This is a genomic window from Gloeocapsopsis sp. IPPAS B-1203 (genome assembly GCF_002749975.1).
Lineage (GTDB): Bacteria > Cyanobacteriota > Cyanobacteriia > Cyanobacteriales > Chroococcidiopsidaceae > Gloeocapsopsis.
This window is the reverse complement of the sequence record NZ_PEIG01000007.1, coordinates 36,908-49,867: the sequence shown is the minus strand read 5'-3', so window position 1 is coordinate 49,867 and position 12,960 is coordinate 36,908. Positions and strand designations below refer to the sequence as shown.

Sequence of the window (12,960 nt, the reverse complement as noted above, 5' to 3'; positions counted from 1 at the left end):
CGCTTAAGCATAGATACAGCTAGCCAAGGTAATACTACTGTTATAAAAAACACCTTGGAAAAATTGGGAACTCTCCCCAAATGGAGTGCGCAAGTAGCGGAATTCCGCGCAGTAGCATCCAGAAAGTTGAGTAAATTTCTACTAGCAATACCCAGCACTTGAGTAACTCAAGGTGTGTGCTAGCAGTCTCGGATTACTGTCAAAGTAAGTACGGGAAACTAAATAAACCTGGTTTCATTAATTTTTGGAGGAATCGGTTAATGAGTATCGTCACGAAATCGATCGTGAATGCGGATGCCGAAGCTCGCTACCTCAGCCCTGGTGAGCTTGATCGGATCAAGAGCTTTGTTACTAGTGGTGAGCGCCGTTTACGGATCGCTCAGACCCTAACAGACAACCGCGAGCGTATTGTTAAGCAAGCCGGCGATCAATTATTCCAAAAGCGTCCTGATGTTGTTTCCCCTGGTGGAAACGCCTATGGTCAGGAAATGACTGCAACTTGCTTGCGTGATATGGATTATTACTTACGCTTGATCACCTACGGAGTTGTCGCTGGTGATGTTACACCAATTGAAGAAATTGGTGTTGTTGGCGTCCGCGAAATGTATAAGTCACTCGGCACTCCGATTGAAGCAGTTGCTGAAAGTGTCCGAGCAATGAAGAATGTTGCTACCTCGATGATGTCTTCGGAAGATGCTTCTGAAGCTGGCTCTTACTTTGACTATCTAGTCGGTGCTATGCAGTAGGGTGTGAGAACCTACTTCTCAAACTAACAATTGCAACACGGTGGGAAATAAGGAATTAAAACCATGCAAGACGCGATTACATCAGTAATTAATGCTTCAGACGTACAAGGTAAGTACCTTGACAACTCCGCAATGGAGAAGCTAAAAGGCTACTTCCAAACAGGCGAACTACGAGTACGTGCTGCTACAACAATCAGTGCTAATGCGGCAGCAATTGTCAAAGAAGCAGTAGCAAAGTCTCTGCTTTACTCTGATATCACTCGTCCAGGCGGCAATATGTATACAACTCGCCGCTATGCTGCTTGCATCCGCGACCTTGACTACTACTTGCGCTACTCGACTTATGCCATGTTAGCGGGAGATCCTTCTATCCTTGATGAGCGCGTACTTAACGGTCTTAAAGAAACATACAATTCTTTGGGTGTTCCTATCGGCGCAACAGTACAAGCTATCCAAGCAATGAAAGAAGTAACTGCTAGTTTAGTAGGTCCTGATGCTGGTAAGGAAATGGGTGTTTACTTTGACTATATCTGCTCTGGCTTGAGCTAAGCTTTATTCCTCTTGATAACAGAGGATAGCTAAAGCTTCAAGGTAATTCTCCTTAAATTAAGGTCTGGAAGTTGATCGTGAGTGCTCAGACATGTTACCGCTTATTCAAAGCCTCAGTGTGAGGCAATAAGTGTTAAGAGGTTTGGCATTGACGCTTTACTTCCAGCCTTTGAGCAATTAGCTGAAATTGTTCGCTTATTAAAGAATTGTGTAAGCAAAGCATGAGAAAATAGGGTAGCAGTGGTATTTTGTTGCCCTCAAATCAATTGAAATCAAAAATTTTTCTAATTCAATAATCCAGGAGAGAGTTAACCAATGCGGATGTTTAAGGTTACTGCCTGTGTTCCTAGTCAAACACGGATTAGAACACAGCGGGAGTTGCAAAACACCTACTTCACTAAGCTCGTTCCTTACGACAACTGGTTTCGGGAACAGCAACGGATCATGAAAATGGGTGGCAAGATTGTAAAGGTGGAACTGGCCACAGGAAAACCTGGAATGAATACAGGGCTGCTGTAATTAATTTTTAGATTTAATTAGTGTTGATTAGTGTTGAGAGGTCTTAAAAGACCTCTTTATTTATATCTGTAGTAAGTTAACAATTCTTATAAAAACTTTTGACGTGGCACTGAATAATGCGATCGCATTATTCAAATAACCGCTATACTCCTAATGTTATAAATTCGACTTAATTGCCGTGCAGATCCGTCAACTCATTCCTTTCTTTGACAAATCTGTGACTGGATGGGTCAACGAAGCCCGTCTATTGCGCTGGCTAACTTTACTATGGTTATTCATGGGGTTAGTCATTCTGTTTTCTGCGTCCTATCCAGTCGCTGATGTAAAGTATGGAGATGGGCTGTATTTCCTCAAGCGCCAACTAATAGGAGCAACTATTGGTTTAGTAGCATTTAACTTTCTTGTCCATTCACCTTTACGTTCAGTTTTAAATATCGCGCATTGGGGTGTATTAGTTCTTTTAGGATTAATTTTTTTGACACTTATTCCAGGCGTGGGAGTAGAGATTGAGGGGGCTAGACGTTGGTTATCTGTTATGGGGATTTTGATTCAACCTTCTGAGTTAATCAAGCCGTTTCTAATCTTACAAAGTGCCCGTGTTTTTGGGCAATGGCATAGAATTCGCTGGAATGCCCGCTTATTTTGGCTAATAGTTTTTGCGTTGATGTTGGCAGGAATTCTCCGTCAGCCAAATTTAAGCACAACAGCGCTTTGTGGAATGGCACTTTGGTTAGTAGCACTTGCAGCAGGTTTACCTTATTTTCAGTTAGTAGGAACCGCTTTACTCGGTATATTAGTAGCTGTAACAAGCATTAGCTTAAATCCTTATCAACTTGTGCGAGTCATTTCCTTTCGCAATCCTTGGATAGATCCGGCAAAGAGTGGCTATCAGTTGGTTCAAAGTCTGCTTGCAGTTGGTTCGGGTGGAACTTGGGGTGCTGGATTTGGACTATCGCAACAAAAATTGTTTTATTTGCCAATTCAAGATACTGACTTTATTTTTGCAATTTTCGCAGAAGAGTTTGGCTTTGTTGGGGGCGTGTTATTGTTGTTTCTCTTGGTTGTATATGCAACGATCGCTTTAGTTGTGGCACTCAAAGCATGGAACCCAGTAAATAGATTAATCGCAATTGGCGCAATGATTTTCTTAGTAGGACAATCAATGCTTCACATCGGCGTTTCTACAGGAGTTTTACCTACAACAGGTTTACCACTCCCCTTCGTTAGCTACGGTAGTAATTCTATCATTGCTAGCTTAATGATTGCTGGATTACTGATCCGTGTTGCAAGAGAGAATGCGGACACTCAAGTTGTGACACTACCAGGACGTGCCACGAGTAGACAACTTTAACGCCTTACTTGGATGTGACTAAGCTAAGATTGAAGCAGAATCAGCCTTTCAATGTATCTGCTCCATGCTTGAGATTTGGCAAACTCGGTTATATGAACTTGAACATTTTGCAAATACACTAGTATCCAACCAATTGACGCATCTTGGTTGGTTTAGTGTTGGTATCATTTTTACTGCTGGCTTATTGACTAGCTTGACACCGTGTATGCTATCGATGCTACCGATTACAGTAGGCTACATTGGTGGTTATGAAGCAGAAAACCGCTGGCACGCCATGCGAATGTCTACTTGGTTTGCTCTGGGTTTAGCAACTACCTTAGCAGCCTTAGGCATTGTCGCAGCTTTTTTAGGACGAGTTTACGGACAAGTAGGTATTGGGCTGCCTATTATTGTCAGTATTGTCGCAATTTTAATGGGGCTGAATCTACTTGAAGCATTGCCCTTACAATTTCCATCATTCGGGAGTGTGGAATGGTCGCAAGATTTACCCCCTGGAGTTCGTTCCTACCTTGTTGGTTTAAGCTTTGGTGTGGTTGCTTCGCCGTGTAGTACACCTGTATTAGCCACTTTGCTTGCTTGGGTGGCAACAACGCAAGATTTAATGCTTGGTGCTACTTTACTTCTTGCATATACAGTGGGTTATGTCATGCCGTTAATCTTGGCAGGAACTTTTACAGTTGCTATCAAAAAACTGTTAGAATTGCGCCGCTGGTCAAGTTGGATTACACCTGTAAGTGGAGCGCTACTTGTTGGTTTTGGTGTCTTTTCGCTTTTGTCTCGTATTCCAGTAGGAATTATTTAAGTCAATGTCTTTGGATTCTGCTAAGTCAAATTTGGGGTTGTCACTGCGGCGCTTTTTTCGGCGTGAGTTTTTACCTGTACTGACGGATTTGCGTTTGGCAATTGTCTTGTTGCTAGCGATCGCCGTTTTTAGCATCTCTGGTACTGTCATTGAACAAGGACAATCAGTTCCGTTTTACCAAGCAAATTATCCTGAAGATCCAGCATTGTTTGGCTTTCTTAGCTGGAAAGTCTTACTGAGTTTAGGGCTAGATCATGTTTATCGAACATGGTGGTTTTTGGCACTGCTGATTTTGTTCGGTTCTAGCTTAACTGCTTGTACATTTAGACGCCAATTACCTGCACTGAAATGGTTTGCGCGGACTTGGAAGTTTTACAAACAACCACAGCAGTTTCGGAAGTTTGCATTGAGTGCAGAAGTTGACCGCACACCCTTGGATAACTTGGTACCTTTGTTGGAAAAACGCTATCAAGTCTTTCGTGAAGGAGACGCGCTTTACGCTAGTCGAGGTCTTGTTGGACGTGTTGGACCAATTGTTGTCCATGCTAGTATGATTTTGATTCTTGTGGGCGCAATTTGGGGAGCGTTGACAGGCTTCATGGCGCAAGAAATGGTTGCGAGTGGAGAAAGTTTTAAAGTTCAAAATATTGTTGATGCTGGTCCTTGGGCAACACCACAAATTCCTCAAGATTGGTCTGTACGAGTTAATAGATTTTGGATCGACTATACGCCTACTGGCGGAATCGACCAATTTTATTCAGATTTATCTGTGATTGACAATCAAGGGCAAGAAGTTAAGCACAAAAAGATTTTTGTTAATGAACCACTACGTCATCGTGGTGTCACTTTTTATCAAACTGACTGGGGAATTGCAGCAATTCGCATTCGACTGAACAAAAGCCCCATTTTGCAATTACCAATGGCACGGTTAAACACCAATGGACAAGGACGTCTTTGGGCAACTTGGATTCCCACAAAACCTGACTTGAGTGCAGGGGTTTCACTTGTTGCTAGAGATCTACAAGGAATGCTGCTGCTATACGACACAACGGGGCAATTAATCAATACTGTGCGCCCTGGAATGGCTGTTGAGGTCAACGGTGTTAAGTTGAAGATCGAAGAAGTTGTCGGTAGTACAGGATTACAAATTAAAGCAGATCCAGGGATTCCCTTTGTTTATTCAGGTTTTGGCTTGCTGATGTTGGGTGTCATCATGAGTTACGTCTCTCATTCACAAGTTTGGGCATTACAAAAAGATGGCAAGCTTTACATCGGTGGTAAAACAAATCGCGCTCACGTTGCTTTTGAACGAGAGTTTTTGACGCTATTAGAGCAGTTAGGACAAAAACAGATAATAGAAGAACACAACTCTGTGCAGGCGATCGCTAACCAGGATGCTTAGTTTTTTACAGTTAATGTATTACTCGACTCGCGTTTATGAGTTACTTCGATAACGGTGTGAACGTTGCCACGAGGATTAAAGTCACCCTTGATTGAGACTTCCAACGGATCGCAGGCGGCAACAAAGTCATCTAAAATTTGATTAATAGATTCTTCGTGTGAAATATAGCGATCGCGGTAACTATTGATATATAGTTTAATTGCTTTAAGTTCTACAACTCGCTCGTTAGGAACATAAGTAATATAGATTGTGGCAAAGTCAGGATAGCCAGAGAAAGGACATTTACAAGTAAATTCTGGTAAAGTAATGTGAATGTTGTACCAGCGTCCAATCCGAGGATTAGGAAATGTAATCAGCTTTCCATCAGCGATTTGACGCTCTCCATACTTTTGCTCAGTAGCTGCATTACTATCTGCTAAGCTCGAATCTGATGCACTTTGCACTAAGCTTGAATCATGACTCATAGTTTTTAATACTGCTCCCAATCTGGACAGTTATTATCATCCCAACCATAAGGATGCATTGCACAAACTAATAAGTTTCCGTTGTACACTTGACCGTGGTAATGATGACAACCAATACAGGCAGGATTTTGCTCTGGGCTAGGCTCAACTTCGTACGGAAAAGAATGTTCAGCTTCTCCTACAAATTCTTCTAATTCCCAGTAAACTTCAAGCAATGGATCAACTAAGTCATTTAAATATTGGTCAATTTCTATGGCGATCGTGTTGTGTACTTGCTCAGTTATTTCTTCAGAAATCTCAAATACTGAATCTACAGCGTCTGACACTCCTTGAAAAAATCGTTCTACTTCATCTGCTACTGTTTCTAGCATTTCAAAAAGGTCTTTTTGCCACTTTTCCATAAACGAGTACGTCCTTGCTTACTCCCAAAGGGACGCGATCAGCTACCGATTTAGTTAAGTCAGCCTGCCCTATTCAATCTATAGTCTAAAAACAGTAGTGAACACAAGCAGTCATTAGATTCTATTTAGTTCGTTATTGTTGTCGCTTCAGTCTTTGTAGTTCTTCTTGTAGTCCTAATACTTGCTGACGCAGGTTATCTACATCTTGGTCTTCCTGCTGTACTGTAGTTGGTTCATCGTCAGTCAAGATCTCAATGCGGCGTGGTTCTCTATTTTGCGCACCAGAGCTTGGTTCATTTGCAGAGGGTTGTTGCGCTTGTTGCATCAAATCTTCTACAAATTTCTTGGCTTCATCAGTGGTCATCTCACCACGAGAAACCATTTCATCGGCTAACTTTTGTGCTTGCGATCGCAACTCTGCTAATTTGACACCTGCTTTCTCACCTGCATAAGAAGCTAGCCCAACGCCGAGATAAAAAGCTCTTTGTACTACATCTCCAAATCCAGGCATGGCAACGATCTGCTCCCTAAACTAAGGCGACCCGGAGTCTACGCCTATCACAAGCATCCCGTATTGCTGCTACCTTCCGGTCCTGACAAGGTTTGGGCGTTATGATCGCATAGGTCCAGGTCTAACCCTAGCATAACACGGACTTTTGAGTTTTGAGTGTTCTTTGTCAATAACCAATTAGCACTTAGCAATTACCTTCTTGAAGTTAGTTTTTTATCCATCTACTCAATTCCTACTCAACTACAACTTGCCATTGGTAAAGCTGATATTGCACACAACCGTTTTGAATTAAAGGATCTTTTGCCACGATCGCTTTTGCTTCTTCAAGTGATTCGGCTTGAAAGATCATCATGCCGCCGCCACGCTGTGCCCAGTAGCCACTACGGGCTTGATGTCCGTTGGCAATTAATTCTTTGACGTAAGCTTTGTGAGCAGGTATGTGTTGGTCAAACTCCGGCTTTTCGACGATGCCCTTCTCAATTTTGACAAACCAAGGCATTTATGTTACAAGTCCTCAGCATTAATATAAAGAAGAAGTTTTTACAGGTTATCAGATTGGCTCAAATAACCAATCGCTATTTTATTGCTTTATTGCCACCACTGGAAATTCAAAATTCTGTGCGAGACATCCAGCAACATTTTGCTGAACATTATAATAGCCGAGGTGCATTGCGATCGCCACCTCATATTACATTACAGCCACCATTTCTTTGGGAGGTTGAGCGTGTTAATGAACTAGAAAGTCATCTCAAAAATTTTGTTCAGCAGCGATCGCTAGTACCCATTGTCCTAGATGGATTTGGTGCTTTCTCACCACGTGTCATTTACATCAATGTACGCAAATCTCCAGAACTACTAAATGCGCAAGCTGACTTAATGACGCATTGTGAATTATTAGGAATTGTCGATCCTGTTTCTAAAACACGTCCTTTTGCCCCACATATGACAGTTGCATTTCGAGATTTAACGCGGCAGAACTTTAAAGCAGCATGGACACAATTTCAACACCAGCAGTTGTATTTCGAGTTTATAGCAAGTGGTGTGACGTTATTAATACATAATGGCAAGTGGATTGTGCATACTATTTTTCCATTTACTTTCAACAATTAGGTAACTGCTAATTATCATCTGGTCTTTGTACAATTGTTTCCATAATTCGACGCTTATTTTTAGGATCGACACCAAAGATCCGCACATAATCGCCGTTATGCTCATCCAGGCAGGTTTCTAAGGCAATTACAGCTTCTGACTCACCAAAAATCGCAGGGCTACAGCTTTGCCATGAGTTAGTACGAAAACGTCTTTTATCTACATATTCAATACCAATATGATACCCTTGAGCAATTAAGTTTTTGACTTGTTCTAATGTTGCTAAACCAACTCTTCGTGTCAATACTTCGTTATGACGGTTCATTGAAGTGTTAAATCCGTTATAGCGCGGCGGATTTAAAGAACTAGGTTCATATTGCTTTGGTTGAAAATACGTTGGTTTCCTTGATTCAAGTGTGGGTTGCTCGATTTGTGGTTGTGCAGCAGGCTGTACAGACGTTTTGTTTTCTGGTGCTGATTTGGTTTGAGGAGGTGTTTGTCCTCGGTTAGCACTAATCGGATTGCGATTTGCATAATACAAAGCTTGGTTATATTCATGAACTAGGCGCGAATTGTCCACACGTTGCTGTTCTTGAACCATAAAATTGCCTTGTTCAATCAGGCGTGACAAACCAAACTCAGGTTTTTTGAATATTGGCGATCCTTCGGTACTATTTACCACACGTAATGACACATGTTCTACACCAATCTCATGGATAAAGCGACGAATTTGTTCGTCATAAATACGCGATCGCAACGCACTGAAAAAGTCCACTGCCTGACTGGAAAAGGTATCAACAAGTTGGGCGATTTCTTGAGAAGATAGTCCATCATTGGAGAAAATTCCCCCAACAATACCAATTTTATCGTCGCGATCTGGTTCCCAATAGAACTTTTCCATGCGCCCTTCACGAATCAGTGGTGCATACAAAGTAGAAAAGTCATTGCCTGTAACGATAATTGGGACGCGGTGCAGTGGCGTAGAGTCGTAGCTTCCAGGAAGTTGCACATCAGTAGGATTATCAGCAATATTCATCAATGTAGCGTTTACTAACTGCGTGTTGACTGTATACTGCGTTCCTTCGTCAAATCTTCCCGCCCCAGCATCGAGATCATTAATCATTAAAGCAACCATTTTGCCACGCACTTTAATTAATTCCGCGGCTTCGCGATAGCGTAGACGGATCAACCTTGCTGGATCTCCAGCATCTGGACTTTCAAGTTCTCCGCCTGAAATGTGGATAACCTCAATTCCCATGCGCTCAAAAACCAATCCGCACTGGAATGTTTTACCTTCTCCTTTACGTCCATGAATACCTAAAATCACTGGTACTCGAATTCCTGGAAGATCGAGAAAGTTTTTTGTAATGTGAACTGCAAGTTTATCAAGAAAACGAGGAGAAATGTAGTAACTCATAAATTTACGATTAACAATTTAAAGCTTAATTCAGCAAAAAAAGAGGCAGATTTGCTACCTCTTTTACCAGGGGATAGACGACTCAGTTACAGCTTCCCCATATATTCAAACACCAATTTAGTATCTACCGCCGTAGCTGCTATTTTGATTTGGTTTATGCACGATAAAGCTCAGAATTTGACATTGCTTAACGTTATCAAAGCCTACTACGCGAATGTAGCAATTGCTATACTGTGAACGACAAGCTTGAACCTCGTTGAGTACTTCTTGAGTACTTTTAGCACCAAATAAAGGTAATTTCCAAAGTGTCCAATAGTGTTGCTCTGGCTCAGAAGATTCGTTGAACTCAATTCCTGGAATATAACCTTGATTCAGAATGTACTGGATCTGCTTATTAATCTGAGCATCGCTTAGAGGTGGGAGATAAGACAGGGTTTCGTAGCGACGCTCTTTGGGTAAAGTTTGCATATCTTCAAAAAAAGTGTTTTGCTCTGATCGATTAGGGTGTTGTACTAATTGGAGGGATTGTCCAAATTAGTCTCAGTTGTTGCTTGTTCCTCATAGCTGGGGTTAGATTCAAGTTGCGTAATCCGCTCTAAGTGCTGTCTGCGGTGTTCCATGTTGGCTTGTTGAATGTCAAGCAGAACCATCTCAGGAAGAAAGTCAACAACTTCCTGTGCTATGTGTTCTCTGACAACCATGATCCGCAAAGCTAAATCAGGTTTCTCTTGAAACAACTTATTGATGTATGCTTCTCCATCTTGAATGACTTCTTGAGAAGAAAAGCGATGCAGCCAAAATGCTAGAGGCGGATTAGTTTCGCTGATCTGAGCTAGTACCGTTCTCATTGCCTGATAAGTCAGGTAGCTTGAGAGCGTTTTAGCTGTATCTTTCGCAATTTTTTTTAAATCCATGCTTGACCCCAGCCGAACAAGAGGGGCGAGGAGCGAGGGGCGAGGAGCGAGTTAGATTCAACTTCATCTCTACTGTTACCTCTTGCCTCTTGCCACTTGCCTATTAGAGTGTATCCATTGCCTCAAACTCAAACTTGATTTCTTTCCAGAGTTCGCAAGCAACAGCAAGTTCAGGACTCCACTTAGCGGCTTCGCGGATAACATCATTACCTTCACGAGCCAAACTGCGACCTTCGTTACGAGCTTGAATACAAGCTTCTAGTGCGACGCGGTTAGCAGTTGCACCAGGCGCGTTACCCCAAGGATGTCCCAGAGTACCGCCACCAAATTGCAAGCAGGAATCATCACCAAAGATTTCTACTAGCGCTGGCATATGCCAAATATGGATACCACCAGAAGCTACAGGCATAACACCAGGCATAGAAGCCCAATCTTGAGTAAAGAAGATACCGCGATCGCGATCTTGCTCTACATAGTTTTCGCGCATTAAGTCAACGAAGCCCATTGTAATGCCGCGCTCACCCTCAAGCTTACCAACTACAGTACCAGAGTGTAAGTGGTCGCCACCAGACATCCGCAAGCATTTTGCTAATACGCGGAAGTGCATACCGTGGTTCTTTTGACGGTCGATGACTGCGTGCATCGCACGGTGGATGTGTAGCAGGACACCGTTATCGCGACACCAACGCGCCAAAGTGGTATTAGCAGTAAAACCACCAGTTAAGTAGTCGTGCATGATAATGGGCATATCAAGTTCTTTAGCGAACTCAGCCCGCTTCATCATTTCCTCACAGGTAGGAGCAGTAACATTGAGGTAGTGACCTTTAATTTCACCTGTTTCTGCTTGAGATTTATGGATTGCTTCTGCTACGAACAAGAAGCGATCGCGCCAGCGCATGAAAGGCTGCGAATTAATGTTTTCATCGTCTTTGGTGAAGTCTAATCCACCACGCAAGCATTCATAAACTGCACGTCCGTAGTTCTTAGCCGATAGACCAAGCTTTGGTTTGATCGTACAACCTAGTAATGGACGACCATACTTGTTTAGTTTGTCACGCTCAACTTGAATACCATGCGGAGGTCCTTGGAAGGTTTTCAAATAAGCAACAGGAATCCGCAAGTCTTCCAAACGTAATGCACGTAGCGCTTTAAAACCAAATACGTTACCTACAATCGAGGTCAACATATTGGTAACAGAACCTTCCTCAAACAGATCCAATGGGTAAGCAACGTAGCAGATAAACTGGTTGTCTTCACCTGGAACCGGTTCGATATCGTAGCAACGACCTTTGTAGCGATCTAGGTCGGTTAATAAGTCTGTCCACACTGTTGTCCATGTACCTGTGGAAGACTCAGCAGCCACAGCAGCTCCAGCTTCTTCTGGAGGAACTCCAGGCTGAGGAGTGACGCGGAACGCCGCTAGAATATCCGTATCTTTAGGTGTGTAATCTGGGGTGTAATAGGTTAGTCTGTAATCTTTAACCCCTGCCTGATACCCAGTTTTTGTCTGAGTCTTTGTTTGAGCGTAAGACATATTTTCTTCCCAAGAAGTCACTCACTTCCACTTGCTAAGTAGCAAGCTTCCTTAGGAAAACTATACCAAGGATTTAATAAGTTAAGATTTAAATCTGCTGTATAGTTTGATAATTAAACTTTATAAATCTTACGAAATATTAATTTTTGTGATATAATATTTGAAATGTAGTAAAAAATACATTTTCCAAATTAATTAAGAAATCGTTGGATTTGGGAAAAATATAACTAAAAGTAGTAAATCTCTTTTTAAAGTGCTGGCGTAATGCAGTGAAGTTTTAGTTCTATGTTATAGACAAATAAAAACAAAAAGAGATACTACTTAACAAAACTCAATAGCATAGTGCGATGTGGACAGCGACAACTTGCCAGGACTGCTTTGAGAGCAAGTAGCTAAATTTAATCTGGCATACTTAAGATAGTGCTCTTTTCACTCAGTATATTTCTGACTGCCTTTCGCCAACGACCAGTGACATATGCCCATCACTACCCAGCAACTTATCCAATGGAAACAACAAGGGCGAACAATTGTCGCTCTTACTGCTTGGGATTACACAACAGGAAGGTTATTAGATAAATCTGGCGTAGATTTGATCTTAGTAGGTGATTCGTTGGCAGGTATGCTAGGTTACGAGACAACTATACCTCTGACACTAGAAGAAATGTTGCATCACGCAAAGGCTGTACGCCGAGGTGTGAAAAATGCGCTAGTTGTGTTCGACTTACCTTTTTTGACTTATCAAGAAAGCTTTCAGCAAGCGATGCATTCAGCGGGTAGAGCTTTAAAAGAAGCAGGGGTACAGGCTGTAAAGATTGAAGGTGGATATCCGGCAATTGTAGAGACTGTAGGGCATTTAGTCCAAGCTGGAGTTCCCGTAATGGGACATATTGGTTTAACCCCCCAATCAGTTCATCAGTTAGGGTTACGTCAACAAGGCAAAACATCAACAGATAGCGAAAGGTTGATTACTGAAGCGATCGCTTTAGAAGCTGCAGGCGCATTTAGTATTGTCCTAGAACATATTCCTTCAGAGTTGGCTGCTCAAATTACGCAGAAACTCACAATTCCTACGATTGGAATTGGTGCTGGTTCTGGATGTGATGGGCAAGTATTAGTCACGTCTGATTTGTTGGGTTTATCCGAGAAACAACCGCCTTTCGCCAAAATGTATGCCAATTTGAGTGAGGCGATCGCTCAAGCTGTACAGAGTTTTGCAGTGGAAGTACGCGATCGCCAGTTTCCTAAAAAGTGAATTATAAAT

Annotated in this window: 16 protein-coding genes and 1 other RNA gene; 8 read left to right on the top strand and 9 right to left on the bottom strand. The window is 42.2% G+C overall.

All coding sequences use genetic code 11. The features are described 5' to 3' along the window. Nucleotides 1-260 precede the first annotated feature (260 nt). The 6 genes from apcA (at nt 261) to CSQ79_RS13905 (ending at nt 5,369) form a co-directional block, all read left to right on the top strand. On the top strand, nt 261-746 hold the full coding sequence (apcA, locus tag CSQ79_RS13930) for an allophycocyanin subunit alpha (RefSeq protein WP_015187506.1): 486 nt from the start codon (nt 261-263) through the stop codon (nt 744-746). Nucleotides 747-809: 63 nt separating this feature from the next. After that, the gene (gene apcB, locus CSQ79_RS13925; RefSeq protein WP_099701784.1) at nt 810-1,295 is read left to right on the top strand and encodes an allophycocyanin subunit beta; all 486 of its coding nucleotides are present in this window, start codon (nt 810-812) and stop codon (nt 1,293-1,295) included. 315 nt (nt 1,296-1,610) lie between these two features. Beyond that, nucleotides 1,611-1,814, top strand: coding sequence for a phycobilisome linker polypeptide (locus CSQ79_RS13920; protein ID WP_099701783.1), 204 nt, complete (start codon nt 1,611-1,613; stop codon nt 1,812-1,814). A gap of 178 nt (nt 1,815-1,992) precedes the next feature. Continuing rightward, nucleotides 1,993-3,165: an FtsW/RodA/SpoVE family cell cycle protein gene (locus CSQ79_RS13915; protein ID WP_099701782.1), complete on the top strand. Its 1,173-nt coding sequence runs from the start codon at nt 1,993-1,995 to the stop codon at nt 3,163-3,165. A gap of 64 nt (nt 3,166-3,229) precedes the next feature. Next, nucleotides 3,230-3,967, top strand: coding sequence for a cytochrome c biogenesis protein CcdA (locus CSQ79_RS13910; protein ID WP_099701781.1), 738 nt, complete (start codon nt 3,230-3,232; stop codon nt 3,965-3,967). A gap of 4 nt (nt 3,968-3,971) precedes the next feature. Then, entirely contained in the window at nt 3,972-5,369 is a 1,398-nt protein-coding gene (locus tag CSQ79_RS13905; RefSeq protein WP_099701780.1) for a cytochrome c biogenesis protein, read from the top strand. Here CSQ79_RS13905 and queF read toward each other — a convergent pair. From queF to CSQ79_RS13880, 5 genes are all read right to left on the bottom strand, one after another. Then, on the bottom strand, nt 5,366-5,833 hold the full coding sequence (gene queF / locus CSQ79_RS13900) for a preQ(1) synthase (protein ID WP_099701779.1): 468 nt from the start codon (nt 5,831-5,833) through the stop codon (nt 5,366-5,368). The two genes, CSQ79_RS13905 and queF, sit on opposite strands and share 4 nt — an antisense overlap. Nucleotides 5,834-5,838: 5 nt before the next feature. Continuing rightward, nucleotides 5,839-6,234, bottom strand: a complete 396-nt coding sequence (locus CSQ79_RS13895) for a hypothetical protein (RefSeq protein WP_099701778.1) — start codon at nt 6,232-6,234, stop codon at nt 5,839-5,841. 133 nt (nt 6,235-6,367) lie between these two features. After that, complete coding sequence (locus CSQ79_RS13890; protein WP_099701777.1) at nt 6,368-6,745, bottom strand: phasin family protein; 378 nt, start codon at nt 6,743-6,745, stop codon at nt 6,368-6,370. A gap of 25 nt (nt 6,746-6,770) precedes the next feature. Further along, an RNA gene (ffs, locus tag CSQ79_RS13885) (signal recognition particle sRNA small type) lies at nt 6,771-6,867 on the bottom strand. 110 nt (nt 6,868-6,977) lie between these two features. After that, nucleotides 6,978-7,244 carry a YciI family protein gene (locus tag CSQ79_RS13880; RefSeq protein ID WP_099701776.1) on the bottom strand — a complete coding sequence of 89 codons (267 nt, stop codon included), beginning with the start codon at nt 7,242-7,244 and terminating at the stop codon, nt 6,978-6,980. Between the two features lie 56 nt (nt 7,245-7,300). Here CSQ79_RS13880 and CSQ79_RS13875 point away from each other — a divergent pair, with 56 nt between their 5' ends. Beyond that, on the top strand, nt 7,301-7,855 hold the full coding sequence (locus CSQ79_RS13875) for a 2'-5' RNA ligase family protein (protein WP_289501127.1): 555 nt from the start codon (nt 7,301-7,303) through the stop codon (nt 7,853-7,855). Between the two features lie 7 nt (nt 7,856-7,862). On the opposite strand, the gene CSQ79_RS13870 is transcribed toward CSQ79_RS13875, so the two are convergent. From CSQ79_RS13870 to CSQ79_RS13855, 4 genes are all read right to left on the bottom strand, one after another. Then, entirely contained in the window at nt 7,863-9,251 is a 1,389-nt protein-coding gene (locus CSQ79_RS13870) for a RuBisCO small subunit-like domain-containing protein (RefSeq protein WP_099701774.1), read from the bottom strand. Between the two features lie 117 nt (nt 9,252-9,368). Further along, the gene (locus CSQ79_RS13865; protein ID WP_099701773.1) at nt 9,369-9,719 is read right to left on the bottom strand and encodes a ribulose bisphosphate carboxylase small subunit; all 351 of its coding nucleotides are present in this window, start codon (nt 9,717-9,719) and stop codon (nt 9,369-9,371) included. A gap of 44 nt (nt 9,720-9,763) precedes the next feature. Further along, complete coding sequence (gene rcbX, locus CSQ79_RS13860) at nt 9,764-10,165, bottom strand: RuBisCO chaperone RbcX (protein WP_099701772.1); 402 nt, start codon at nt 10,163-10,165, stop codon at nt 9,764-9,766. Nucleotides 10,166-10,268: 103 nt separating this feature from the next. After that, on the bottom strand, nt 10,269-11,699 hold the full coding sequence (locus tag CSQ79_RS13855; RefSeq protein ID WP_099701771.1) for a form I ribulose bisphosphate carboxylase large subunit: 1,431 nt from the start codon (nt 11,697-11,699) through the stop codon (nt 10,269-10,271). 475 nt (nt 11,700-12,174) lie between these two features. Between CSQ79_RS13855 and panB the strand changes: the two genes are divergently transcribed. Next, a complete protein-coding gene (panB, locus tag CSQ79_RS13850) occupies nt 12,175-12,951 on the top strand; it encodes a 3-methyl-2-oxobutanoate hydroxymethyltransferase (protein WP_099701770.1) in 777 nt (258 codons plus the stop codon). The last annotated feature ends 9 nt before the right edge of the window (nt 12,952-12,960 follow it).